Source organism: Salinicola sp. NYA28a (assembly GCF_976982775.1).
Genome location: NZ_OZ334582.1, coordinates 3373818 through 3399463, shown reverse-complemented (window position 1 = coordinate 3399463; position 25646 = coordinate 3373818). Strand labels below are relative to the sequence as shown.

Below are 25646 nucleotides of genomic sequence, written 5' to 3'. Positions count from 1 at the left end.
GAAGACAGGTGTTAGACTGGAATTTCACCAGTGAGCGCGAGCCGTGCGACGGCGACCCCGTCGCTCCCCGGGTCGCGCTTCTTGTTATTCAGGCTGCCGTGTCTCGCGACCGCCATGCCTGACCCTCAGAAAACGCAGACTCTCGTGCCGTGACCGGCCTTGGTCGCTTTTTCTCGATGGAGGGATCGTACAAGGACCCCCAGATGACATCCGATTGTAGCCCTCGCTATCTGGCGAGCGATAACACCTCCGGCATTTGCCCGGAAGCCCTCGATTACCTGATTCGGGCCAATGCCAGCGATGATCTCGCTTATGGCAATGATGCCTGGACCCATCGCGCTGCGGATCGTTTCCGCGAGCTTTTCGATTACGACTGTGACGTCTTCTTCGTCTTCAATGGCACAGCCGCCAACTCGCTGTCGCTAGCGGCGCTGGGGCAGAGCTATCACAGCGTGATCTGTCACGAACTGGCCCACATCGAGACCGACGAGTGCGGCGGGCCGGAGTTCTTTTCCAACGGCTCCAAGCTGCTGACCAGCTCGGGTGAAGATGGCAAGCTGACGCCGGAAGGGATCGAGCGGCTGGTGGTGAAGCGTAACGACATTCACTACCCCAAGCCGCGGGTCGTCTCGATCACCCAGGCCACCGAGGTGGGCACGGTCTATTCTCGCGAGGAGCTGTTGGCGATCCGCACCGTCGCGGACAAGTATGATCTGCGTGTTCACATGGATGGCGCCCGTTTTGCCAACGCCTGTAGTGCCTTGGGGGCGTCTCCGGCCGAGCTGACCTGGCAGGCCGGGGTCGACGTGCTCTGTTTCTCCGGCACCAAGAACGGCTTGCCGATGGGCGAGGCGATTCTGTTCTTCAACAAGGAGCTGGCCGAGGATTTTCCCTACCGCTGCAAGCAGGCGGGTCAACTGGCTTCCAAGATGCGCTTCATCGCCGCACCCTGGCTGGGGCTGCTGGAATCCGGCGCCTGGAGAAGCAATGCCGACCATGCCAATGCCATGGCGCGTTATCTCGCCGAGGGGTTGGCCGCGCTACCCGGTGCTTCGCTGATGTTTCCAACGCAGGCCAACAGCGTCTTCGTCAGTTTGCCCGAGCCGGTCATTTCGCAATTGCGCGCCAAGGGCTGGACCTTTTATACCTTCATCGGCGCTGGCGGTGCGCGGTTCGTCTGCTCCTGGAACACCACTTCCGAGCTGCTCGATCAATTGCTGGCCGACGCCCGGGCCGCTTTCGACGCGCCCTGATGCATCCGGCGCCCTGAGGTCTCGGGCGCCGGTTTTCTCGCCTTTTTCTCCTTGCTCGATTCGCGAACGAATTTTGTCGTGATTTTTCTATGAGTTACCGGAAATCGCGCGACGCAGTGCGTTTTGTCGGCGCAAAATTCCCCGTGCATCGAAACCGGATCGTGGTAGCGTGTTCTAAAGCGTGTGTTCCGACGCTGCGTTGAAAAGGCTCGCGAAACGGGTCTGTCCGACGCTTCGTGCATCTGTCTATGTCTGTCTATGCTGTTAGTCAGCTAGCCCGGCTGGCAGGGCATCCGTCCTGTGCGGTTGGGGGTCATGACCAGGAGGCTTCCATGAGCATCTTCGATCACGTGCAGAGCCGTTACGAACAGGTTCAACAGGAAGAAATGAGCCTGCAGGAATATCTAGAGCTGTGCCGGAAAGATCCCCGTGTCTACGCCAACGCCGCCGAGCGGATGCTGAGTGCCATCGGGGAACCGGAAGCGATCGACACGGCCAAGGATCCTCGCCTTTCCCGTATTTTCTCCAACAAGGTCATTCGCCGCTATCCCGCCTTTGCCGAGTTCTACGGCATGGAAGAGGCGATCGAGCAGATCGTCTCCTATTTCCGTCATGCCGCTCAGGGGTTGGAGGAGCGCAAGCAGATTCTCTACCTGCTGGGCCCGGTCGGTGGCGGCAAGTCGTCGCTGGCCGAACGCCTGAAGCTGCTCATGGAGCGCGTACCGTTCTATGCGATCAAGGATTCGCCGGTCTACGAATCGCCGCTCGGGCTGTTCTCGCCTGAGGAAGATGGCGAGCTGCTCGAGAAGGAATACAACATTCCCCAGCGCCACCTGCGGGGGCCGATGTCGCCCTGGGCGGCCAAGCGCCTCAAGGAGTTCGGTGGGGATCTGTCGCAGTTCCGCGTGGTGCGTCTGCATCCGTCGCGACTCAATCAGATTGCGGTGTCCAAGACCGAGCCTGGCGACGAGAACAACCAGGATATCTCGTCATTGGTGGGCAAGGTCGATATCCGTCAGTTGGAGCTCTATTCCCAGGACGACCCGGATGCCTACAGCTTCTCCGGCGGCCTGTGCAAGGCCAACCAGGGGCTGATGGAGTTCGTCGAGATGTTCAAGGCGCCGATCAAGGTGCTGCATCCGCTGCTCACGGCCACGCAGGAGGGGAACTACAACCCCACCGAGGGCATGGGGGCGATTCCGTTCGATGGCATCATCATGGCCCACTCCAACGAGAGCGAGTGGCAGCAGTTCCGCAACAATCGCAACAACGAGGCATTTCTCGACCGCGTCTATATCGTCAAGGTGCCTTATTGCCTGCGCGTTTCCGAAGAGATCAAGATCTATCAGAAGCTGCTGGAGCATTCGTCGCTCAACGAAGCCCCCTGCGCGCCGGATACGCTGCGCATGCTGGCGCAGTTTTCGGTGCTGTCGCGGCTCAAGGAGCCGGAAAACTCGAGCATCTACTCCAAGATGCGGGTCTACGATGGCGAGAACCTGAAGGATACCGACCCCAAGGCCAAGTCGATCCAGGAGTATCGCGACGCGGCCGGGGTCGATGAAGGCATGAACGGACTCTCCACCCGTTTCGCCTTCAAGATCCTCTCTAAGGTGTTCAACTTCGATGCCCACGAGATCGCCGCCAATCCGGTACACCTGCTTTACGTGCTGGAGCAGGCGCTGGAACGCGAGCAGTTGCCCAAGGAAGTCCACGAGCGCTACCTGCGGTTCATCAAGGAGTACCTGGCGCCGCGTTACGTCGACTTCATCGGCAAGGAGATCCAGACCGCGTACCTCGAGTCCTATACCGAGTACGGCCAGAACATCTTCGACCGCTACGTGACCTACGCCGACTTCTGGATTCAGGATCAGGAGTATCGCGATCCGGAAACGGGCGAGCTGTTCGACCGGCAGTCGCTCAACGAGGATCTCGAGAAGATCGAGAAGCCCGCCGGGATCTCCAATCCCAAGGACTTCCGCCACGAGGTCGTCAATTTCGTGCTGCGCGCGCGCGCCCACAACAACGGTATGAACCCGAGCTGGCAGTCCTACGAGAAGCTCCGCGGCGTGATCGAGCACAAGATGTTCGCCAATACCGAGGAGTTGCTGCCGGTCATCTCGTTCAATGCCAAGGCGTCGGCGTCGGATCAGCGCAAGCACGAGGATTTCGTCGATCGCATGGTGCAGCGCGGCTATACCGAAAAGCAGGTGCGCCTGCTCTCCGAGTGGTATCTGCGGGTGCGCAAGTCACACTAGCACGTGGTTAGTTGATGTCAGCAGGAGCGGCGGCTGCGAGTCGGGCCGCGCTCCCAGAGGCAGAGGCCATTCCCGATGGCCACTGTCGCAGCCAGTCTGCGGGAGGTGCCATGAGTTACTTCATCGATCGACGCCCCAACGCACGCCACAAGAGCGCGGTCAATCGTCAACGGTTCTTGCAGCGCTATCGTTCCCACATCAAGCGCGCCGTGGAAGAGTCGGTGAATCGGCGCTCAATCACCGATATGGAGCGCGGCGAAAAGGTCTCGATTCCCACCAAGGACATCTCCGAACCCTCGTTTCAACACGGGCCGGGTGGTCGACGTACGGTAGTGAGTCCAGGGAACAAGGAGTTTGCCGAGGGGGATCGGTTGCGCCGCCCTGGGGGCGGAGGCGGTGGTGGCGGCAGTGGCGAAGGTCAGGCAGGAAACCAGGGCGAGGGCATGGACGAGTTCGTGTTCTCGCTGTCACGAGAAGAGTTTCTCGATTTCGTCTTCGATGGCCTGGAGCTGCCGCATCTGGAGCGCAAGCAGCTGCAGGTTCTGGAGGAGACCCGGCCGGTAAGGGCTGGCATCTCCAAGGAAGGCGTGCCGGCGCGCATCAATATCGTGCGTTCGATGCGCGAGGCCCAGGCCCGGCGTATCGGCATGCGGGCGCCATTGAAACGGGCACTGCGCGAGGCCCAGGAGGCGCTCGATGCTGAGGAGCGCAAGGATCCGGTATTGCGCAATCCGGCGCGTATCGATGAGTTGAAGTCCGAGATCGCCAGGCTGGAGAAGCGGATCGCGTCGATTCCGTTTCTGGATACCTACGACCTGCGCTACAACCACCTCACCCATCAGCCCATGCCGTCGAACCAGGCCGTGATGTTCTGCATCATGGACGTCTCCGGCTCGATGACCCAGGCGCACAAGGATATCGGCAAGCGCTTCTTCCTGTTGCTCTATCTGTTTCTCGAACGCAATTACGAGAAGGTCGAGCTGGTGTTCGTGCGTCACCATACCGTGGCCAAGGAGGTCGACGAAGAGGAGTTCTTCTATTCGCGGGAGACCGGCGGCACGATCGTCTCCAGTGCCCTGACGCTGGTCAACAGCATCATCGAGGCACGCTACGCGCCCGAGCAGTGGAACCTCTACGTGGCCCAGGCCAGTGACGGCGACAACTGGGATGACGACTCGTCGAACTGCCTCGAGCTGCTCAACGAGTCGTTGATGCGCAAGTTGCAGTACTTCACCTACGTGGAGATCACGCCTCACGCCCATCAGGCGCTGTGGGAGGCCTACGACACGGTGCGGGCGGCCTATCCCGAGCGTTTCGCCATGCAGCAGATCGTTCAGGCGGAAGATATCTATCCGGTCTTCCGCAAGCTCTTTCGTCAGCGTGCGCAGGGCTGACATCGATATCTCGGGCAGGATGGGACGGACGCAGCGAGGAAACCATGATGACGCGACGCAAGCCCATAGCCACCGGTTCGGATTGGAACTTCGAGGCGCTCGAAGCCTATGAACGTGCCATCGCCGAACTGGCCAAGGAATATCGGTTGGATACCTATCCCAACCAGATAGAGATCATCACCTCCGAGCAGATGATGGATGCCTACGCCAGTGTGGGCATGCCGATCGGCTATCACCACTGGTCGTTCGGCAAACAGTTCCTGTCAGTGGAGCAGGCCTACCGTCGCGGCCAGATGGGGCTGGCCTATGAGCTGGTGATCAATTCCGACCCCTGCATCGCTTATCTGATGGAAGAGAATTCGCTGATGATGCAGGTGTTGGTCATCGCGCATGCCTGCTACGGGCACAACTCGTTCTTCAAGGGCAATTACCTGTTTCGAACCTGGACCGATGCTTCGGCGATCGTCGATTACCTGGTCTTTGCACGCAGCTATGTCGCCAAGTGCGAAGAGCGTCACGGGGTCGAGGCCGTCGAGCAGTTACTCGATGCCTGTCACGCCCTGCAGAATTATGGGGTCGATCGCTACAAGCGGCCCTCACCGATTTCGGCCGATGAAGAAGCGCGCCGACAGGAGGAGCGGGAGGCGTATCTACAGACGCAGGTCAACCGGATCTGGAGCACGATTCCGCCGGTAGTGAGCGAGCTGGCCCAGGAGCCACTGCACGATCACGAAAACGATCCGCTGGGGTTGCATCGTCATGGTCGCTATCCCAGCGAGCCGCAGGAGAACCTGCTCTATTTCCTTGAGAAGAATGCGCCGCTGCTGGAGCCCTGGCAGCGCGAGGTCGTGCGTATCGTGCGTAAGCTTGCCCAGTATTTCTATCCGCAGCGTCAGACCCAGGTGATGAACGAAGGCTGGGCGACGTTCTGGCACTACACCCTGATGAACCGCCTGTATGACGACGGGTTGATCGACGAGGGCATCATGCTCGAGTTCCTGCAGTCGCATACCTCGGTCGTCACTCAGCCGGGTTTCGACAGCCCTTATTTCAACGGCATCAATCCGTATGCGCTGGGATTCGCGATGTTCAGCGATATCCAGCGCATCTGCCAGGCACCGACCGACGAGGACCGCGAGTGGTTCCCGGATATCGCCGGCAGCGACTGGCTGGAGACGCTGCATTTCGCGATGCAGAACTTCAAGGACGAATCATTCATTCAGCAGTTCCTGTCGCCCAAGGTGATTCGCGATCTCAAGCTCTTCAGTCTGGTCGATGATGATCGCGACGACAGCCTCCAGATCGAGGCGATTCACGACGACCGCGGCTATCGCCGAATTCGCGAGGCGTTGAGCGTGCAGTACGCGTTATCCGCTCGGGAGCCCAACATCCAGGTCTGGGAAGCCGACATTCGTGGTGATCGTTCGCTGACGCTGCGCCATGTGCAGGATCGACGCCGTCCGCTGGGGCAGAGCCTGTTTCCGGTCATGCGCTATCTGCACCAGTTGTGGGGATTTCCCATCAAGCTCGAATCGACGGAAGGGGACGATATCGTGCGTCGCTACCAATGGCCGATTCCCGAGCCGACGCGAGAATCGGCGTGAATACGCCCGTGCGGCATGTCCCGTCGCAGAGCTGATATACTCGCCCGATCGCTATCATTCTGGTTATGGGTCTGCCGGTTGCGGGCCTGATTCGGTGGGAGAGGGAAATGCAGAACGCCGTCATTCTGATCAATGTCGAAAAGGGCCGGATTCGCGGTGTCGCCGAACAGCTGGCCGACCTGGAAGGAATCAGCGAAGTCTATTCGACCTGCGGTCGCTATGACCTGATCGCCATCGCCCGCACGCGGGATTTCGAGTCTCTGGCCACGCTGGTGACCGAGCGCCTGATGAGCGTCGAGGGGATTCGCGATACCGAGACACTCAATGCCATGCAGGTGCATTCGCGCCACGATCTCGACGCCATGTTCTCCGTCGGTCTCTAAGTTCTGGTGGCGCGTCGTCGTAGGCGAGGGCTGCTGGGGCAGTTGGCTCGCTCGTCCCGAATCGGGCTCGTTTTTGTCGTCGTCATCAGCGGGCTGTGGTACTGGCAGGAAGGTGATGTCCGTGATCGGCTCAGTTGGATGGGCGTGCCGGAGTGGCAGTGGAACGACTGGCGGGGCTGGAACCGAGTGCTGCGCAACGACGGCTTCCTGGTCGGGTGGTCGGACGTGCGGGGCGAAGCATTGTGGGTGGGCTACGTGCTGAACCGGGTCGATAATCCCCGCAGTCAGCCGCGGCCCGATCGCTTCGAGCCCGACTGGCGTAGTCTGTGGCCGATCGGCAGCGACGACTACACCCATAGCGGCTACGACCGGGGGCATCTGGCGCCGAATTACGCGATGTCGGTCGTTCACGGCCGCGATGCGCAGCTGGCCAGTTTCCTGATGACTAACATCACGCCGCAACGGCCCAAGCTCAATCGGCAGTTGTGGCAGCGTCTGGAGGAGGCCGTCATCGATGACTTCGTGCCGCGCTTCGGCCGCGTGTGGGTCGTCACCGGACCGGTCTTCGACGATCAGCTACTGCATCGGGTGGGCTTTACCCAGGTCCCCGTGGGCTTCTACAAGATACTGGTCGTTCCCGGTCAGACGCCGCGGGCGCTGGCATTTCTCATGCCCCAGGACGTCAGCGGCAACGAGCCGCTGGCTCGCTTTCTGGTCACTGTCGATGAGATCGAGGCGCATACCGGGCTCGATTTCTTTCCGCAACTGCCCGATTCCATCGAGCGTCGGATGGAAGGGTACGTGGAAACTGCCGGTTGGGGGCTGGAAGCCGTTTCGACACGTCCGGGGCGTTATCAGTAACGTCCGTGGACGTCGGCCCTGAATCTTGGTATTGAGCGTGCGATGGAAGCAGGCAATGCTTCGAAAACGGGAGATGCAGGAATAGCAGAGAGAAGAGGACTGCGAGGAAACAATGACATGACACATGGTGCCCAGGAGAGGACTTGAACCTCCACGTCCGTAAGGACACTAGCACCTGAAGCTAGCGCGTCTACCAATTCCGCCACCTGGGCATGTCATGCAAATCTGATACTGCAGTCTGGATGGTGCCCGGAAGAGGACTTGAACCTCCACGTCCGTAAGGACACTAGCACCTGAAGCTAGCGCGTCTACCAATTCCGCCATCCGGGCTTATCCGGCCTTGAATGCATGGCTTTCGTGAATTCTCATTCCCGAAAGCGCCATCGCCGTAAGCGATGGTGCCCAGAAGAGGACTTGAACCTCCACGTCCGTAAGGACACTAGCACCTGAAGCTAGCGCGTCTACCAATTCCGCCATCTGGGCCAAGGCGCGATGCATAATACCGACTCTGTGTCCGAATGCAAGCATCTCATGCGCGTTGATATATCCCGCTCGGTCATGGTCTTGCGGTGCGGCGATGCGCGCCGCGGCACGGGCAATTGGTCACATTGGACAGTGCATGGTTGGGTCGAACAGGCGTGGCCGCTATACTTGGGGCATGAATCCCAAAAAATCGAACGGCCCAGGCCGCCCGCCGCGTGACTATTCTCTACAAATCAGGCCCCGCTGGCTCAACGCAAGGATGATGGTTGCATGACTCATTGGACGTTGAACGACGATCCGCACGCGGCTCGCGAAACCCAGAAATACGATAACCCCGTGCCCAGTCGCGAATATCTGCTGTCGCGTCTGGAGGAGTACGGCAAGCCGATTACGCACGAAAACATGAGCGCCATGCTGGGGCTCGAGGACGAGAACCAGCTGGAAGCCGTGCGTCGGCGCCTGGCCGCCATGGAACGCGACGGTCAGATCCTCAGGGACCGCAAGGGCGCCTATGCCCTGATCGACAAGCTCGACCTGATCAAGGGCCGGGTGCAGGGCCACCGGGATGGGATGGGCTTTCTGATTCGCCACGATGGCGTCAAGCCTGACCTGGTGTTGCCGCCGCGTCAGATGCGCCGCGTCTTCGATGGCGATGTGGTGCTGGCGCGCATCAGCGGTCGGGATCGTCGTGGTCGCGCCGAAGGCACCATAGCCGAAGTGCTGGCGCGCAATACCCAGACGCTGGTCGGCGTGTTCCGTCAGAACACCTCGGAATTCGCCGTGTTGATACCGGAGAACTCCCGCATCAGCCAGGAAGTGATCATCCCGCACAGCGTCAGCGGTGGCGCAAGAGACGGCCAGATCGTGTCGGTGCGTATCACCCAGCAGCCGGAAACCCGCAAGCAGCCGGTCGGCGAGGTGGTGGAGATCCTGGGGGAGAGGATGGACCCCGGTCTCGAGATCGATATCGCGATTCGTTCCCACGATATCCCGGCAGAGTTTCCGCCGGAAGTGGAGCATCAGATCGCTGGCATGTCGGCCGAAGTGAAGGAAGAGGACAAGGTGGCGCGCATCGATCTGCGCGAGATGCCGTTGGTGACCATCGACGGCGAAGACGCCAAGGATTTCGACGACGCCGTCTGTGCCTGGAAGACGAAATCCGGGAGCTGGAAACTGGTCGTGGCGATTGCCGATGTTTCCCATTACGTCCGTGGCGGCAGTGCGCTGGATAACGAGGCCCATATTCGCGGCAACTCGGTCTACTTCCCTGGTCAGGTCGTGCCGATGCTGCCGGAGCTGCTCTCCAATGGGCTCTGTTCGCTCAATCCGCACGTCGATCGCCTGACCATGGTCTGCGAAATGAACATCTCGCAGAACGGAACGATCAGCCGCTACAAGTTCTACGAGGCGGTGATCCAGTCTCATGCGCGACTGACCTACAACCAGGTCGGCACCATGCTGGAGGAGCCGGATGGCGAAGAGGGAACGGCGCTACGCGAGCAGTATCGCGAGCTGGTGCCTTCGCTCGAGAATTTGCACGCGCTCTACCAGGTGCTGCGCAAGGCGCGGGAAGTGCGTGGCGCCATCGACTTCGATACCACCGAAACGCAGATCGTCTTCAACGACGAGCGCAAGATCGAAAAGATCGTCCCGCGCAGCCGCAACGACGCCCACAAGCTGATCGAGGAGTGCATGCTGGCCGCCAACGTGGCCACGGCGCGCTTCCTCGACAAGCATGACCTGCCCGCGCTCTATCGTGTTCACCAGTCGCCAGCCTCGGAGCGGCTGGAGAACCTGCGCGTGTTCCTGGGCGAGCTGGGCCTGACCTTGGGTGGTGGCGATGAGCCGACACCCAAGGATTATCAGGCGCTGCGAGAGGCGATTCAGGGTCGCCCGGACTTCGATATCATCCAGACCGTAATGCTGCGCTCGATGAGCCAGGCCGTCTATTCGCCGCAGAACGATGGGCACTTCGGTCTCGCCTATCAGGCGTACGCACATTTCACCTCGCCGATCCGCCGCTATCCGGATCTGCTGGTCCATCGTGCGATCCGCTCCGTCATTCGAGGGCCGCGCCAGACGCAGACCGTGCTGCGTGCCGAGGGGGCGCCGGTGGAAAAACCCTCCACCTGGTGCCCGTACACCTTCGAGCAGATGATCGAGCTGGGCGAGCACTGCTCGATGACCGAGCGCCGTGCCGACGAGGCGACCCGCGACGTGACCGACTGGCTGAAGTGCGAGTTCCTCTCGGACAAGGTTGGCGAGGTCTACGAAGGCACGATCGCCTCGGTGACGCAGTTCGGGATCTTCGTGCGTCTCGACGACGTCTACGTGGAAGGGCTGGTGCATGTCACTTCCCTGCCATCCGACTACTACCACTACGAAGCCGAGAAACACCGCCTCAAGGGCGAGCGCAGTGGCGTTGCCTATCGTCTGGGCGATGGAGTGACCGTTCGCGTGGCGCGTGTGGATCTCGACGACCGCAAGATCGATTTCGATCTGGCCGATGCGACGCCGCGTCATCACCGTACGCCACGTAGTCATAAGCCCGGTGCAGAAGCCAATGACAGCGCTGCGCCGGCCAAGAAGTCATCAGGCAAGAATCGCCCCGGCAAGCGCGAGCGTCAGGGCGCCTCTACCGGCAACGAAGAGGGCGGTGCGCCCAAGCGCCGGTCTCGCGGTCCGCGCCAGCGTCGAGGCAAGCGATGAACGCGTTGATCGTTGTAGGCGTGGTGCCAGGCGGGTCAAGGTGGGTGATGCCATGAGCCGTTCAGCGAACCGGCGCCAATCGGCCAGAACGGGGGATTGTCCCCGCACGCCAGACGGGCTGGAGCCGGTCTACGGAGTGCATGCCGTTCGGGCGTTGTTCGAGCGGGGGCAGCCGCCCAGGGTGCTGTGGATTCAGCAAGGGCACGCCGAGCACCGTCTGGAAGCCCTGCTGCAGCTGGCTCATGCGGCGGGCTGTGATTTGAAACGAGTGGGGCGAGAAACACTGGACGGGATTTCCAACCAGGCCTCCCACCAGGGCGTGATCGGATTCTGCGAACCGCTGGTCGCGGAAAGCGAAACTACCTTGTGGTGGCGCCTCGAGCAGTGGCTGGCGGACAAGCCCCTGCTGCTACTGATCCTCGATGGCGTCACGGACCCGCACAACCTGGGCGCTTGCCTGCGTAGTGCCGATGCTGCCGGTGTCAATGGCGTGATCGTGCCCAAGGACAAGTCCGCACCGCTGAACGCCACCGTACGCAAGGTGGCCTGTGGCGCGGCCGAACTCGTTCCGGTGTTTCAGGTCACCAACCTGGCGCGCTGCATGGAGAAGCTCAAGCAGCAGGGCGTCTGGATCACCGGCACCGCCGGCGAGGCCGATGCGCTCGTCTATGATGCCGATTTCACCGTGCCCTGCGCGCTGGTAATGGGCGCGGAAGGCAAGGGCCTGCGCCGCTTGACTCGCGAAGCCTGCGATGGGCTGGTCAAGCTGCCGATGCAGGGCGGGGTTTCCAGCCTCAACGTTTCGGTTGCCACCGGGATTTGCCTGTTCGAAGCCGTCCGCCAGCGCGGGCTCGTTGCCGCCGGTTGAGCTTGCACCCGGTGGCCCCTGTCTCTACAATTGCGCGGTTCTATGGGCAGGCTATGCTCATGGAATGCGGCTCCGTTCCGGGGTATATCCGATTCGCCAGGCTTGCCTGATGGCTCGGAAGCGCCGGGATAGAGCGCCAATTGGTCTGAATATTCGGATGTAGATGCGGTCGAGTACCGCAATCCGGTATCGACTCCTTGCTTCTCGTGGTAGCCATCTCTTGATGATCGGCACCGCGCGGAAGCTGCCAAACCGAAAGGAGCTAACATGCGTCATTATGAAATCGTGTTCATGGTCCATCCGGACCAGAGCGAGCAGGTTCCGGCCATGGTCGAGCGCTACACCAGCCTCGTCACCGAAAACGGCGGTACCGTGCATCGTCTCGAAGACTGGGGTCGCCGTCACCTGGCTTACCCGATTAACAAGATCCACAAGGCACATTACGTGCTGATGAACATCGAATGCAGCGGCGAGACCCTCGACGAGATCGAGAACATCTTCCGCTTCAACGATGCCATCATCCGCAGCATGATCGTGCGCAGCAAAGAGGCCGTGACCGAAGCCTCGCCGATGATGAAGCCGGCTGAAGAAAAGAGCCGTCGCCGTGACGACAAGTCCTCCGAGCGTGGCGATCGTGAGCGTTCTGAGCGCCCCGAGCGTTCCGAAACTGCCGCAGAAACCAACTGATCCGATTTCGCTAAGGAGAGACTCTCATGGCACGTTTTTTCCGTCGCCGTAAGTTCTGCCGCTTCACCGCCGAAGGCGTGAAGTACATCGACTACAAAGACATCGATACGCTGAAGGCCTACGTCACCGAAACCGGCAAGATCGTTCCGAGCCGCATTACGGGTACCCAGGCACGCTACCAGCGTCAGCTGTCCACCGCTATCAAGCGGGCGCGTTACCTGGCGCTGCTGCCGTACTCCGACAGCCACCAGTAAACCCTGATTCGGTATCCTTGATCGGTAAACCTGAGTTTCGGTAAACCCAGGTTTCGGTAAACCACAGCGAGGCATCATGCTGGTACTGGCCCGTTGGATCATGCGCGGTACGCCGCAGGCCGTTGCGGCAGCCGCACTGACAGCGCTGGTGCCTTGGTTATTCTGGTTCAGCGCTGCCGTGGTGGGACTCGTCACTTTGCGCCGAGGCATGACGACCGCAGCACCGGTACTGATCGCAGCGGCGCTGCCCGCCGGCTGGTGGTGGGTGCAGGGCGACGCGGTTCCGCTGGCCAGCATTCTGCTGGTGACGCTGATGGCGACGGTACTGCGATCGCGCATGCGCTGGACGGAAGCCCTGATCGTCGGCAGCGTGGTCTGTATGGCGATGGTCCAGTTGGGGATCTTCCTCCCCGCGGGTGGTACCGAATCGCTGCTGGCGGAGCTGCGCCAAAGCTCGTCAGAGGTCGGACGCATGCTGGATCAGTTATCGGCGCAGGGCGTCGATACCGAAATGATGGCAGCGCTGGTGATCGGCGGAGCGACCGGCTTGGTGGTATTGCTCGCCGGAATTGCCTGCCTGGCATTGGCTCGTAGCTGGCAGGCCGGGCTCTACAATCCCGGCGGGTTTCGCGAGGAGTTTCACGCACTGAGGCTTTCGCGAAAGCAGCTTCTGCTACTGGTCGCGCTGATGGGGCTGGGGGTAGTGCTGGCCGTCCCCGCTGCCAGCCTGCTGGCCTGGGTGCCGTTACTGGTCGCCGGTGTGGCGCTGGTACATGGGTTTATCGGTTTGAAGGGAATGAGCGGGTTCTGGCTGGTAGGCTTCTATGCCTTGCTGTTGACCACCTGGCCCACGATTTTGATTGTACTGCTGTTGGCGTTGGTAGATACCTTCGCGGATTTTCGCGGCCGCCTGACACGCAGTGATTGACGAGAGGTTCACGAGAATGGAAGTCATTCTGCTCGATAACATCGGCAAGCTGGGCTATCTGGGTGACAAGGTCACCGTCAAGCCCGGTTACGGCCGTAATTACCTGGTTCCTTACGGCCTGGCCGTACCGGCAACCAAAGACAACGTCGAAGCGTTCGAAGCACAGCGTGCCGAGCTCGAAGCCCAGGCTGCCGAGCGCAAGGCCCAGGCCGAAACACGCGCCACTCAGCTCGCCGAGATCGAGCTGTCCCTGGTCGCCAAGGCGGGTGAAGAAGGCAAGCTGTTCGGCTCCATCGGCCCGCGTGACCTGGCCGAAGCCATGGCACAGGCCGGTATCGAAGTCGCCAAGAGCGAAGTGCGCATGCCGGAAGGTCCGATTCGCCAGACCGGCGAATACGACATCGCGCTGCAGCTGCACGCCGAAGTCACTTCCAGCGTTCGCGTCGTGGTCGTGGCCGAGTAAAGCTCGACTTCTATCGCCGATGTGACGTCTGGCTCAAGGCACGTAGGGCTTACCGCCCTACGTGCCTTTTTCGTGATCGGCAGGCGGCGAACGACTGGGTAGAATGGGCGCCAGACCACTCCCGCTTGTCCAGCGCGCGATCATTCAGCGCAAGATGACATAGGTGAACGCCAAGCATGAACCAACGCGTCGACAACGATCAGGAAACCGCGCAGTTGAAGGTACCGCCGCACTCGCTCGAGGCGGAGCAGTCGGTACTGGGCGGGTTGATGCTCGACAACAGCAGCTGGGATACGGTGTCGGAACGTCTGGTGGCAGACGACTTCTATCGCCACGAGCACCGGCTGACGTTCAATGCGATGGCAGAACTGGCAGAGGGAGCGCATCCGCTCGATGTCGTGACCCTGTCGGAAGCGCTCGAACGCCGGGATCAGCTCGAAAGCGTGGGCGGGCTCGCCTATCTGGCGGAACTGGCGCGCAATACGCCCTCTGCCAGCAATATTCGTGCCTATGCCGACATCGTTCGCGAGCGGGCGACGTTGCGCAAGCTGATCCAGGCCTCGCGGCAGATTGCCGACAGTGCCTATTCGCCGGAAGGGCGGCTGCCGGACGAGTTGGTCAACGAAGCCGAACGGCTGGTATTCCAGATCAGCGAGTCGCGGCCCAAGTTCGGTGGCCCCATCGGCATGAGCCAACTGCTGACCAAGGCCGTCGACAGGATCGACGAACTGTTCAACATGAAGGGCCAGATGACCGGTATCTCCACCGGGTTCCGCGATCTGGACGACATGACATCGGGGCTGCAGCCGTCGGATCTGGTCATCATTGCCGGGCGCCCGTCGATGGGCAAGACGACGTTCGCCATGAATCTGGTCGAACATGCCGTCGTCTCCAATGACAAGCCGGTAATCGTCTTCTCGATGGAGATGCCCGCCGAGTCGTTGATGCTGCGCATGCTCTCTTCCCTGGGCAGGATCGATCAGACGCGCGTCCGTACCGGCCAGCTCGAGGACGAGGACTGGCCGCGACTCACCTCGGCGGTCAATCTGCTCAAGGATCGTCAGCTGTTCATCGACGACACGCCGGCGCTGTCCCCCAACGAATTGCGTTCCCGCGTGCGCCGAATCGCTCGCGAGCACGGCAATATCGGCCTGGTGATGATCGATTACCTGCAGTTGATGCAGGTGCCGGGGCTTTCCGAGAATCGTACCGCGGAGATCTCGGAGATTTCGCGATCGCTGAAGGGCATCGCGAAGGAGTTCAACTGTCCGGTGGTGTCGCTGTCCCAGCTCAACCGATCGCTGGAGCAGCGCCCCAACAAGCGGCCCGTGATGTCGGATTTGCGTGAATCGGGCGCCATCGAGCAGGACGCCGATGTCATCGCCTTCGTCTATCGTGACGAGGTCTACAATACCGACAATCCGGACAACAAGGGGCTGGCGGAGCTGATCATCGGCAAGCAGCGTAACGGCCCGATCGGTACCGTCCATATGGCATTCATCGGCAAGTACACGCGTTTCGAGGATCTGGCGCCGGATAGTTACGGTCAGCACTACGAATAAGTCGATACGCGGAAGTCGATACATCCAGTCCGATACAACCCGAAGCATGTCGGCAATGCCGACGTAGAAAAGACATCAAGGAGTCAAACCATGGCAGGCGGTTTTCAGCGAGGTCGTCGTCAGCGTGTGCCCAAGGTCGAAGTGCGCGGCCAACTGGAAAAGCTCGAACGGGAAGGGCCGTTCAAGGAGTGGCTGGGCATGCCGGATCTCTATCGTCACTGGCTGACCGTCGACGGCGAGCTCTACAGTTACCAGACGGAAGATGCCGAATTGCCGGTAGCCGTCGGTGACCGGGTCGTATTTCGCTACAAGGAAGCCAAGGCCGGCAAGTGGATCGACCGCAACTCGCTGGGCAAGGCGATCGATCCATCGGGTTACCAGTGAGCCTCCTGCGGGCTCGGAACGGTGGGGTTTACCATTTTTTCATTATTGTAAGTTTTTGTGTAATTTGGTTGTCATGATGTTGCCTGTTAATGGCACTCATGAACCCCGATACCGCCGCTGAGCCCGCGACCCTGGCAGACGTGATAGCACGTCGCGCTCTGCGTGTGCATTTCCAGCCCATCGTGTCCGTGCCTACCGGCCGCGTGCTCGCCTACGAAGCGCTTTCCCGCGGGCCGCAAGGCTCCGCCTATGCCAATCCGTTACCGATGTTCCAAGCCGCACGCGAGCATGGCCTGCTGGCGTCGCTGGAACGGGTCTGTCGCGAACGGGCGATCGAGAGCTGGGTCGATACCGGCTTGAGCGAGTTGTTGTTTCTCAACGTGAGCCCCGAAGTGCTGATCGATCCGTCGCATATCAGTGGCATCACGATTCAGCTGCTGGCGGATCACGGTCTGACGCCCCCGCACATCGTCATCGAGATCACCGAACAGTCGCCGGGTATCGACCCGGGCCTCATGGCCGAGGCCGCCGAACACTATCAGTCGATGGGCTTCTCGATCGCCCTCGATGACCTGGGCGACGGCTACGCCGGGCTGCGCCTCTGGTCCCAGCTCGATCCCGACTACGTCAAGCTCGATCGGCACTTCGTCAGCGGCCTCGATCACGATCGGGTCAAGCGTCGCTTCGTGCGCTCGATCATCGATATCGCCCACAGTCTGGGCAGCCGCGTGATCGCCGAGGGCGTCGAACAGGAAGGGGAACTGGATGCGCTGTTGGAACTCGGCGCCGACTACTGCCAGGGGTGGCTGTTCGCGCGCCCCAATCCAGCGCCCCATCTGGCACGGGAGAAGCTGGATTCCTGTCTTGTCGCTCTGGCGGCGTCGCGTCGCCCCAGTGTCGCCGCAACCGAGATCCGGCGGCTTTGCGTCACGCTGCCGGCGCTGGAAACCACGCTGAGCGTGGCCACTGCCGCCGAGCGCTTCAGTCGTATGCCGGAAGTGAATGCCCTGGCCGTGGTGGACGAACGCCAGCTGCCGGTCGGCCTGCTCGGTCGCCAGCAGTTGATGGCGCTGTTGGGCAAGCGATTCGGTTTCGACCTCTACGGTCGCCAGCCGATCGGCAAGGTCATGCAGACCAGGGTGCTGTGCGTCGAGGCAAACGAGCCCCTGGAACGGGTTTCGCGCAAGGTGACCGGCCGCGACGAGGCAACGCGGGACGAAGATTTCGTCATCACCGACGGTGGACGCTATCTGGGTATCGGCCATGTCATCAACCTGCTGCAACTGGTCACCGAGCAGCAGGTTCAGATCGCCCGTCAGGCCAATCCACTGACCCAACTGCCGGGCAATCGCCCGATTCGAACCGCGCTGGAGCATTACCAGCGCCGGTCGCGGTCCTTCGTCGCCTGCTACCTGGATCTCGATCACTTCAAGCCATTCAACGATCGCTTCGGCTATGCCCTGGGTGATCAGATGATCCTGACACTGGCCCGAGTGCTGAGTGAAGCGCTGGAACGTGACGACTTCCTCGGTCATCTGGGCGGCGACGACTTCGTCCTGCTACTCGACAGCGACCACGACCTGCACGCCCGGCTAGGCTCGCTACAGCGCCGTTTCGCCGACGAGAGCCTGGCGCTGCTGCCGGAGTCGGAACGTCGGTCCGGTGGCTTCCACGCCAAGGATCGCTTCGGTCAACTGCGGTTCTTTCCGCTGACCCGGGTCTCGATCACCGCGCTGAGGATTCTGCCCGAGGCCCGGGAGCACAGTTGCGGCGACTTCTGGAGCCGTTTCAAGCCGACCGCCAAGCGTGCCGAGAGCGGACGAGTGGTAGTGACGCTGAAAGCCGGCCCGCAAGACAGGGAACAATGAACTCTTATGGTGCAACATAGTCTTAACAATCATCGGACCTAATGGTCTGGATGGCGTCTGGCCATGGGCGCGAATGCCCGGATTGCCGACGACATCGCCCGCAGAGAGAGCGGCAGGGAAGGCCGATCTCCATGAATAACGATTCCATTCACACCCACAGGAGGGAACCATGGAACTCAAGGAGCTCAAAAGTTATACCCAACATCACGACAACTTCGAAATTCGCGTCATTGCGCATGCCGGAAGTCGTTATTACCAGCTCGTGCTGGAACCGGAAGACGGCCCCACCCAGGTGCTGACGCGGCGCGGCAAGCCGATGCTGTTTCGTTCGCTCGACGACGTCTACGGCGAGTTGAAGCAGGCCGGCGTTCATCGTGCCTATCTGGTGCAGCAGGCCGCCAACGACGAGATCGTGGGCCACGAGCCGCATTACCACGATCCGATGCTGTCGCGGATGCCGCTGGTCTTCTGATTCGGCGTCCATTACCCCCATCATTATCCTGCCCCCAACCCAACCGACATCCCTCCGCCAAGTCGAACGCTGACTTGGCCGATCACGGAGGGAAACTCCTGCGTTCCCACCACTCGATATTGTCGCCATTACCGGCGGCCTTCGCGCGAACGGTATGAACCGTCATAACCCGTGCGCATGGGCATGATGAGATAAGCCGATGGGCCGTGAGCGGGTCGGCAATGCTAGAATTGCGGCGGTCGAAAACCGGGAAAGGAGCAGTTATGGCGGCCCGTTACGGAGTGCTGCTGGTCAATCTGGGAACGCCCGAGGCGCCGACCCCCAAGGCGGTCAGGCGTTACCTGGCCGAGTTTCTGGGGGACCCTCGGGTCATCGATGCGCCGCGCTGGCTGTGGTGGCCGATTCTGCATGGCGTCATTCTTCGCATCCGCCCGCCCAAGGTCGCCAAGGCCTATGCGTCGGTATGGCAGGAGGAAGGCTCGCCATTGCTGGCGATCGGCCGCCGCCAGCAGCGAGCGCTGCGTGAACGTCTGGCGAGCCAGATGGGAGAGTCGATCCCGGTCGAGCTGGCGATGACCTATGGAAAGCCGAGCATGGAGGAGGCCGGCTTAAAGCTGCGGGAATCCGGCGTAGATCGCATCGTGGTGCTACCGCTCTATCCGCAGTTCTCGCGCACCACTACCGCTGCCGTATTCCAGCGGCTGGCCAAGGCACTGGAACCTTGCCCGCACCTGCCGGAGCTGCGCTTCGTGCGCGATTATCATGATCACCCCGACTATATTTCGGCTCTCGCTGCCAGCGTTCGCCAGCACTGGGAGGCCAACGGCGACCGCGGCCGGCTGCTGATGTCCTATCACGGCATCCCCAAGCGCTACGTCGACAACGGCGATCCCTATGCCAGGCATTGCGAGAAGACCAGCCGGCTGCTGGCGGAAGAGCTTGGACTGGGCGAGGGCGAGTGGTTCCAGAGCTATCAGTCGCGCTTCGGCCGTGAAGAATGGCTCAAGCCCTACACCGACGAGACGTTGAAGGCATGGGGCGCGGACAAGATCGAGTGTGTCGACGTCATCAGCCCGGCCTTCGCGGCGGACTGTCTCGAGACGCTCGAGGAGATCGATGCCGAGAATCGTCACTACTTCCAGGAAGCCGGAGGCGGGCGCTATCGCTATATTCCCGCCCTCAACGATCGCCCGGAGCACGTCACCCTGCTGACCAAGCTGGTCGAACAGCACACCGCCGGCTGGTGAAGCCGCCGGCGCGCCATCTCGGAGACGGCGCGCACTTTTCAGCGCTTAACCCTTCAAGGGAGGGGAGAGTCGCCTTGGGGGGCTTCCTCGATGGTGTGCTTGGGCTTCTCGCTCTCCAGCTCGACCGGATTGCCGCGGGTGCGGGGATCCGGTTTGAGCTTGTGGTGCAGGGCGCTCTTGGCCAGCATGTGTGCCGATACCGGCGCGGTGATGAACGCGAAGATCGTGATCAGCAGTTCCTGAACGATCGGGCCGTCTTCCTGGCTGAAATAGATCAGCGAACCGATCAGGGTGCAGCCGACCCCCAGCGTCGTCGTTTTCGAAGGGCCGTGCAGACGCATGTAGAAATCCTTCAAATGCGTCAGGCCCAGCGAGCCGATGAAGGCGAACGCGCCTCCGGCGACCAGCATGAAGGCGATCACGCCCTCGATGACCGTATTCAGCATCGTTATCCCTCCTATTCGATGATGTCGCCGCGCAGCAGGTACTTGCAGACGGCGATGGTGCTGACGAAGCCGAGCATCGCGATCAGCAGCGCCGCCTCGAAGTAGTCCTTGTTGTCGACCCAGATACCGAACAGCACGATCAGAGCGATCGAGTTCATGTACATGGTATCCACCGCCAAAATGCGATCCGGCAGGCTCGGCCCGACCACGGCACGATAGAAATTGAGTACGACGGCGGCGCAGAACAGCGCCAGCGCGATCCACAGAGCCATGTCGATCATGATTCGAAGATCTCCAGCAGTGGGCGCTCGTAGCGCTGGTGAATGTCGTCGATCAGGGCGTTGATATCGCCCACGTCCAGCGCGTGAATGAGCAGGGTCTTGCCATCCAGGCGCAGGTGGGCCGAGACGGTCCCCGGCGTCATGGTGATGGTGCTGGCCAGGATGGTGATCGGAAAGCTCTCCTTCAGCGTCAGCGGATATTCCACGAAGGCGGGGCGCATCCGGCCGCGGGGATCGAGAATCAGCTTCGAAACCTGCAGATTGGCGGTCACGATGTCGCCCAGCACCCGAAAGAAGTAGCCGACCAGTTTCAAGGGGCGCTTGATGGTGGGCTGGCGTTCCCAGAACGGTCGACAGATCACCGGAATCAGGATCGCCAGGACGCCGCCAAGAATCCATTGTCCGAGTGCCACGCTCTGCTGCAGCAACAGCCAGACGACCAGCAGCAGCAGTGACAGCACCGGCATCGGCAGCCAGCGAATGGGAGGAATCATGAGTCACCTCCGGTAACGTTCGGGGAGAGAATCGCTTCGCCGTAGGCGTCTTGATCGAGCAGCTGTGTGGCACTGGCATCGGTGAAGCGAGTGATCGGGCCGGCCAGGATCGAGAGCACCGGCGAGGCACCGAGCAGCAGGATCAGGCCTGCCAGCATCGCCGTCTTCAGCCTGGGGCCATCGTTGTCGCCGCGGCCAGCCTTCCAGAAGACGGTGGAGCCGCTGCGCGCCATGGCGACGAGACCGGCGAGGCTCGACAGCAGCAACAGCGACCACAGCCACGGCTGTTCGCTCGGCAGGGCCGAATCGAGCAGCAGTGCCTTGCCGATAGCGCCCGAAAACGGCGGTAGCCCGATGATGGTCGCCGCACCGATGAAGTAGAACAGACCCAGCAGCGCAGGCTGGGTGACGCCCCGGCCGGGCACGATACGTGCCCCGGCCTTGCCGCGCTGTTCGCCGATCGCATCGGCCAGCAGGAACAGGCCGCCGCTGACCAGCGTGGTGTGGATCATGTAGTAGAGCAGGGCGGCGATGGGCGCCTCGCGGTTCATGCTGACGCCGACCAGCAACGTCCCCACCGAAATCAGCAGCAGATAGGCCACCTGATTACGCAGATCCCGCGCCGACAAGACACCCAGCCCGCCGAGGGCCAGCGTCGCCAGTGCGAACCACCAGAGCCAGGGCTGGACGAAATTGGCGAGCCCGCCTGCGCTGTCGCCGAAGATGAGCGTATAGACCCGCAGAATGGCGTAGATCCCCACCTTGGTCATGATCGCGAACAGTGCCGCCACCGGCGCCGGTGCACTGCTGTAGGCCCGCGGCAGCCAGAAATAGAGCGGGAGGATCGCGGCCTTCAGCCCGAACACCACCAGCAGCAAAAACGCCCCCGCCTTGAGCAGGCCAAGACGATCGGGGTCGAGCGATGCCACCTTCTGGGACATGTCGGCCATGTTGAGCGTGCCGGTGGTGCCGTAGAGCACCCCGAGCGCGATCAGAAACATCGCCGAGCCCGCCAGGTTCAGCGCCACGTAGTGGAAGCCGGCCTGGGTGCGATCCTTGCCGCCGCCATGCATCAGCAGCGAGTAGGAGGCGATCAGCAGCACCTCGAAGAACACGAACAGGTTGAAGATGTCGCCAGTCAGGAAGGCGCCGTTGATCCCCATCAACTGGAGCTGGAACAGACCGTGGAAATTGCTGCCCTTGCGATCGTCGCCGGCACAGGCGTAGGCCACGCTGCCGAGCGCCAGGAAGCTGGTAAGGCATACCATCAGTGCGGAGAGCCGGTCGAGTACCAGGATGATGCCGAACGGCGGCTGCCAGTCGCCCAGGGCGTAGTAGGTGATGTCACCGCTGTCGCTCTGGACCACCAGCATGGCACTGACTGCCAGCAGCAGCGCCGTGCTGACCAGGGCGATCGCCCGGCGAGGCAGTACGGCCGAGTCCCGCTTGACCAGCATCAGCAGGCCGCTCAACAGCGGCAGAAGAATCGGAAGGATGATCAGGTGCTGCATCACGACTTGTCCTCCTTCGACTCTTCGCCACGCTGGTCGTTGACCTGATCGCTGCCCAGGTCGCCGCGCACGCGCATCGCCAGGATCACCGAGAACGCCGTCATGGCGAAGCCGATCACGATGGCCGTCAGCACCAGGGCCTGGGGCAGCGGGTCGGCGTAGTAGTCGACGCCGTCACGAATCACCGCCGCGCCATTGGTGGTCAGGCCGCCGGTGGAGAAAAGGAACAGGTTGACCGCGTAGGAGAGCAGCGTCAGCCCCACGACCACGGGGAAGGTGCGTCCACGCAGCGCCAGGTAGAGCCCGCTGGCGGCCAGGAAACCGGTTACGGTGGCAAAGAGCGCTTCCATCAGACGGTCTCCTTTTCATTCTCTTTGCTGGGACGGTGCCGTGTCGTCAACTTGCCCAGATTGGCCAGAATCATCAGCGTGGCGCCGACGACGGTGAGATAGACGCCGAGGTCGAACAGCATCGGCGTGACGAGCTCGATCTCGCCGATATAGGGAATCGAGAAGTGTCCGAAAGCAGAGGTCAGGAAGTTGTGGCCGAAGGCCCAGCTGCCGATTCCGGTCAGCGCGGCGATGGCGACACCGACCACGGCGATCGGCTGATACTGGAACGACATCCGCTGCTGGGTCCAGTCGACCCCGCGGGCGATATACAGCAGGATCAAGGCCACGGCCGTCACCAGGCCGGCAATGAAGCCACCACCGGGTTCGTTGTGACCCCGCAGGAAGATGAACACCGACACCAATAGCGCCAGTGGCAGCAGGCTCTGCGATACCGTACCCAGCAGCATGGGATGGAGATCCCGGGACCAGGGGCGCCCTTCGCTATCGCTGGAGGGCATGAACAGGCGCAGGCGGTTGAGCAGCTTGTAGATACCGATGGCGGCGATACACAGCACCGTGATCTCGCCCAGCGTATCGAAGCCGCGGAAGTCGACCAGGATGACGTTGACCACGTTGTGACCGCCGCCGCCGCTGACGCTGTTCTCCAGGAAGAAGCCGGAAATGGTGTCCAGCGGCCGCGTCAGCATTGCGTAGTTGAGACTCGCGACGATGCCGCCGAAGCCCGCCGCCAGCAGGACATCGCGGACCACGCGCGCGCCGCTGGACTCCTTGGGCGTGCGCTGCGGCAGGAAGAACAGCGCCAGCATCAGCAGGATGACCGTCACCACCTCGACCGCCAGCTGGGTCAGAGCGAGATCAGGTGCCGAGAAGCGGGCAAAGGCCAGCGAAACCATCAACCCCACCACCGACAGCATCATTAGCGAGACCAGGCGTCGGCGATGCAGGACCGCCGTGCCCAGGCCCGCCAGAATGGTGATCACCGCGCCCGCGATCAGCAGGCCATCGAGTGCCTGGAGCTGACGTGGCCCGCGCAACTGGGTAAGGTCCAGCAGGCCGCTGCCGGTGAGGAACAGCACGGCAATGATCAACCACAGCATGTAGCGCTGCAGCGAGCCGTTCTCGAAGCGATCGATCGCTTTCTGGGTCCAGTGCAGCAGGCTGCGGACGTTGTGCTCGAAGATCATCGAGGCGTTGCGCTGCGGGAACTGGCGCTGGAAGGCGAACAGCTTGCGGCGTACGGCGTAGATGCCGACCCCGCCGGCCAGAGCGATGACGCTCATCAGCAGGGGCAGGTTGAATCCGTGCCAGATCGCCAGGTGCAGCTCCGGTCTCGGTGGCAGAATCGTGACCTGCGCGGCGGCACCGAGCAGTCCGGTGACGATCAGCGCGGGCATCAGGCCGATCACGACGCACAGCGCGACCAACAGCAGCATCGGCAGACGCATCAGGAAAGGCGCCTCGTGGGGCGTCTTGGGCAGCTCCTGCGCTTCCGGGCCGAAGAAGACGTTGCGTACGTAACGCAGCGAATAGGCCACCGACAGCACGCTGCCGAGGGTCGCGAGCACCGGGATCAGCCAGGCCAGGCCGCCCAGGATCCCGGTTTCCAGCGTCTCGGTCAGCATCATCTCCTTCGATATGAAGCCGTTGAGCAGGGGAACGCCGGCCATGGAAGCCGCGGCGAGACCGGCCAGTGCGGCCGTCATCGGCATGCTGCGTCGCAGGCCGCTCAGCTTGCGGATGTCTCGCGAACCGGTCTCGTGATCGACGATGCCCGCCGACATGAACAGCGTCGCCTTGAACATGGCATGGTTGAGAATATGAAACAGCCCAGCCGCCACCGCCATCTTGCTGTCCAGCCCGAACAGCATGGTAATCATGCCCAGATGGCTGACGGTGGAAAATGCCAGCACGCCCTTGAGATCGTACTTGAGCAGCGCGAAATAGGCGGCGTAGATCATCGTCACCAGCCCGGTCAGGGTGACGATATAGAGCCAGAGCTGCGAGCCGGCCAGTGCCGGATGCATGCGCGCGAGCAGGAAGACCCCGGCCTTGACCATCGTGGCGGAGTGCAGGAATGCCGAGACCGGCGTCGGCGCTGCCATGGCGTGGGGCAGCCAGAAATGGAACGGAAACTGCGCCGACTTGGTGAAGGCGCCCAGCAGCACCAGCAGCAGTGCCGGCAGATAGCGCGGATCGGCCTGGATCAGATCACGGCTGTCGAGCACCGTCTGCATGTCGAAGGTCCCGACGATATGGCCGATCAGCAGGAAACCGGCCAGCATCGCCAGCCCGCCCATGCCGGTGACGGCCAGGGCCATGCGGGCGCCTCGTCGTGCCTCGCTCTGCTGGTACCAGTAGCCGATCAACAGAAACGACGACAGGCTGGTCAATTCCCAGAATACCCACAGCAGCAGCAGGTTGTCGGCCATGACGATGCCGATCATGGAAGTCATGAACAGCATCAGGTAGGCGTAGAACCGAGGCATGCTGTCGTCCGGCGACAGATAATAGCGGGAATACAGAATGATCAGCAGCCCGATGCCCAGGATCAGCAGCAAAAACAGCAGCGAGAGCCCGTCGAGCCGGAACGCCAGATCGAGCCCCAGTTGCGGCACCCAGCTCATGCTGAAGTGATACACCTCGCCGGAGATCACTCCAGGCGCATGCGAAATGGCCATGCCTAGCGCGATCGCAGGGAGCAGCGCGGTGGACCAGGCATTGAGCGTGCGTTGCCGATTGTTGCTCAGCAACGGTATCAGGCTGCCCAGTAGCGGCAGTAGAACGATCAGCGGCAGTGACATGAAATCGTCGCTCTATTCTTGGATCAGGGAGGCTCGATCATCGGCCCGGCGCAGGGCGACGGTCCGGTGGGTTCGAGCTTCGTTC

Annotated in this window: 23 protein-coding genes and 3 tRNA genes; 17 read left to right on the top strand and 9 right to left on the bottom strand. The window is 61.8% G+C overall.

Translation table 11 applies throughout. From position 1 onward, the window contains the following. Window positions 1-203 precede the first annotated feature (203 nt). The 6 genes from ACWHY3_RS15330 (at window position 204) to ACWHY3_RS15305 (ending at window position 7750) form a co-directional block, all read left to right on the top strand. Window positions 204-1253, top strand: coding sequence for a threonine aldolase family protein (locus ACWHY3_RS15330; RefSeq protein ID WP_087718265.1), 1050 nt, complete (start codon window positions 204-206; stop codon window positions 1251-1253). A 332-nt stretch (window positions 1254-1585) separates the two neighbouring features. Further along, window positions 1586-3508: a PrkA family serine protein kinase gene (locus tag ACWHY3_RS15325; protein ID WP_332778956.1), complete on the top strand. Its 1923-nt coding sequence runs from the start codon at window positions 1586-1588 to the stop codon at window positions 3506-3508. 110 nt (window positions 3509-3618) lie between these two features. After that, window positions 3619-4902, top strand: coding sequence for a YeaH/YhbH family protein (locus ACWHY3_RS15320; protein WP_087718263.1), 1284 nt, complete (start codon window positions 3619-3621; stop codon window positions 4900-4902). Window positions 4903-4949: 47 nt separating this feature from the next. Then, window positions 4950-6506 (top strand): SpoVR family protein, encoded by a 1557-nt coding sequence (locus ACWHY3_RS15315; RefSeq protein WP_087718335.1) that lies wholly within the window; start codon window positions 4950-4952, stop codon window positions 6504-6506. 107 nt (window positions 6507-6613) lie between these two features. Beyond that, the gene (locus ACWHY3_RS15310) at window positions 6614-6889 is read left to right on the top strand and encodes an Lrp/AsnC family transcriptional regulator (protein WP_071231344.1); all 276 of its coding nucleotides are present in this window, start codon (window positions 6614-6616) and stop codon (window positions 6887-6889) included. A gap of 6 nt (window positions 6890-6895) precedes the next feature. After that, window positions 6896-7750, top strand: a complete 855-nt coding sequence (locus ACWHY3_RS15305; protein ID WP_448126910.1) for a DNA/RNA non-specific endonuclease — start codon at window positions 6896-6898, stop codon at window positions 7748-7750. A 125-nt stretch (window positions 7751-7875) separates the two neighbouring features. On the opposite strand, the gene ACWHY3_RS15300 is transcribed toward ACWHY3_RS15305, so the two are convergent. From ACWHY3_RS15300 to ACWHY3_RS15290, 3 genes are all read right to left on the bottom strand, one after another. After that, window positions 7876-7962 (bottom strand) — tRNA-Leu (locus ACWHY3_RS15300). Between the two features lie 31 nt (window positions 7963-7993). Next, window positions 7994-8080 (bottom strand) — tRNA-Leu (locus ACWHY3_RS15295). Between the two features lie 66 nt (window positions 8081-8146). Beyond that, window positions 8147-8233, bottom strand: a tRNA-Leu gene (locus ACWHY3_RS15290). Window positions 8234-8503: 270 nt separating this feature from the next. Here ACWHY3_RS15290 and rnr point away from each other — a divergent pair. From rnr to hemH, 11 genes are all read left to right on the top strand, one after another. Next, a complete protein-coding gene (gene rnr, locus ACWHY3_RS15285) occupies window positions 8504-10942 on the top strand; it encodes a ribonuclease R (RefSeq protein ID WP_087718261.1) in 2439 nt (812 codons plus the stop codon). A gap of 52 nt (window positions 10943-10994) precedes the next feature. Beyond that, entirely contained in the window at window positions 10995-11810 is an 816-nt protein-coding gene (rlmB, locus tag ACWHY3_RS15280) for a 23S rRNA (guanosine(2251)-2'-O)-methyltransferase RlmB (RefSeq protein WP_087718334.1), read from the top strand. Window positions 11811-12077: 267 nt separating this feature from the next. Continuing rightward, on the top strand, window positions 12078-12497 hold the full coding sequence (gene rpsF / locus ACWHY3_RS15275; protein WP_071231347.1) for a 30S ribosomal protein S6: 420 nt from the start codon (window positions 12078-12080) through the stop codon (window positions 12495-12497). A 26-nt stretch (window positions 12498-12523) separates the two neighbouring features. Further along, entirely contained in the window at window positions 12524-12751 is a 228-nt protein-coding gene (gene rpsR, locus ACWHY3_RS15270; protein ID WP_035472385.1) for a 30S ribosomal protein S18, read from the top strand. Between the two features lie 76 nt (window positions 12752-12827). Continuing rightward, window positions 12828-13679: a hypothetical protein gene (locus tag ACWHY3_RS15265; protein ID WP_303853495.1), complete on the top strand. Its 852-nt coding sequence runs from the start codon at window positions 12828-12830 to the stop codon at window positions 13677-13679. A gap of 16 nt (window positions 13680-13695) precedes the next feature. Next, complete coding sequence (gene rplI, locus ACWHY3_RS15260; RefSeq protein WP_448126909.1) at window positions 13696-14142, top strand: 50S ribosomal protein L9; 447 nt, start codon at window positions 13696-13698, stop codon at window positions 14140-14142. 176 nt (window positions 14143-14318) lie between these two features. Then, window positions 14319-15704: a replicative DNA helicase gene (gene dnaB / locus ACWHY3_RS15255; RefSeq protein ID WP_448126908.1), complete on the top strand. Its 1386-nt coding sequence runs from the start codon at window positions 14319-14321 to the stop codon at window positions 15702-15704. Window positions 15705-15794: 90 nt separating this feature from the next. After that, entirely contained in the window at window positions 15795-16088 is a 294-nt protein-coding gene (locus ACWHY3_RS15250) for a hypothetical protein (protein WP_448126907.1), read from the top strand. Window positions 16089-16177: 89 nt separating this feature from the next. After that, window positions 16178-17956: a bifunctional diguanylate cyclase/phosphodiesterase gene (locus ACWHY3_RS15245; protein WP_239496177.1), complete on the top strand. Its 1779-nt coding sequence runs from the start codon at window positions 16178-16180 to the stop codon at window positions 17954-17956. Between the two features lie 169 nt (window positions 17957-18125). Next, window positions 18126-18428: a DUF6482 family protein gene (locus tag ACWHY3_RS15240; RefSeq protein WP_110649090.1), complete on the top strand. Its 303-nt coding sequence runs from the start codon at window positions 18126-18128 to the stop codon at window positions 18426-18428. 263 nt (window positions 18429-18691) lie between these two features. Next, window positions 18692-19675: a ferrochelatase gene (gene hemH / locus ACWHY3_RS15235; protein ID WP_303853503.1), complete on the top strand. Its 984-nt coding sequence runs from the start codon at window positions 18692-18694 to the stop codon at window positions 19673-19675. Window positions 19676-19728: 53 nt separating this feature from the next. Here hemH and ACWHY3_RS15230 read toward each other — a convergent pair whose 3' ends face one another. Genes ACWHY3_RS15230 through ACWHY3_RS15205 form a run of 6 tightly spaced genes read right to left on the bottom strand, consistent with a single transcriptional unit; the run spans window position 19729 to window position 25561 of the window. Then, complete coding sequence (locus ACWHY3_RS15230; protein ID WP_179208835.1) at window positions 19729-20121, bottom strand: Na+/H+ antiporter subunit G; 393 nt, start codon at window positions 20119-20121, stop codon at window positions 19729-19731. A gap of 11 nt (window positions 20122-20132) precedes the next feature. Next, window positions 20133-20402: a K+/H+ antiporter subunit F gene (locus tag ACWHY3_RS15225; protein ID WP_071231356.1), complete on the bottom strand. Its 270-nt coding sequence runs from the start codon at window positions 20400-20402 to the stop codon at window positions 20133-20135. Beyond that, window positions 20399-20896: a Na+/H+ antiporter subunit E gene (locus tag ACWHY3_RS15220; RefSeq protein ID WP_071231357.1), complete on the bottom strand. Its 498-nt coding sequence runs from the start codon at window positions 20894-20896 to the stop codon at window positions 20399-20401. The genes ACWHY3_RS15225 and ACWHY3_RS15220 overlap by 4 nt, the downstream gene beginning before the upstream one ends. After that, window positions 20893-22410: a monovalent cation/H+ antiporter subunit D gene (locus tag ACWHY3_RS15215; protein WP_332778961.1), complete on the bottom strand. Its 1518-nt coding sequence runs from the start codon at window positions 22408-22410 to the stop codon at window positions 20893-20895. Before ACWHY3_RS15215 ends, ACWHY3_RS15220 begins: the two co-directional genes overlap by 4 nt. Continuing rightward, window positions 22407-22757 carry a Na+/H+ antiporter subunit C gene (locus ACWHY3_RS15210; RefSeq protein WP_087718253.1) on the bottom strand — a complete coding sequence of 117 codons (351 nt, stop codon included), beginning with the start codon at window positions 22755-22757 and terminating at the stop codon, window positions 22407-22409. The genes ACWHY3_RS15215 and ACWHY3_RS15210 overlap by 4 nt, the downstream gene beginning before the upstream one ends. Next, window positions 22757-25561 carry a monovalent cation/H+ antiporter subunit A gene (locus ACWHY3_RS15205; RefSeq protein ID WP_448126906.1) on the bottom strand — a complete coding sequence of 935 codons (2805 nt, stop codon included), beginning with the start codon at window positions 25559-25561 and terminating at the stop codon, window positions 22757-22759. Before ACWHY3_RS15205 ends, ACWHY3_RS15210 begins: the two co-directional genes overlap by 1 nt. Window positions 25562-25646 lie beyond the last annotated feature (85 nt).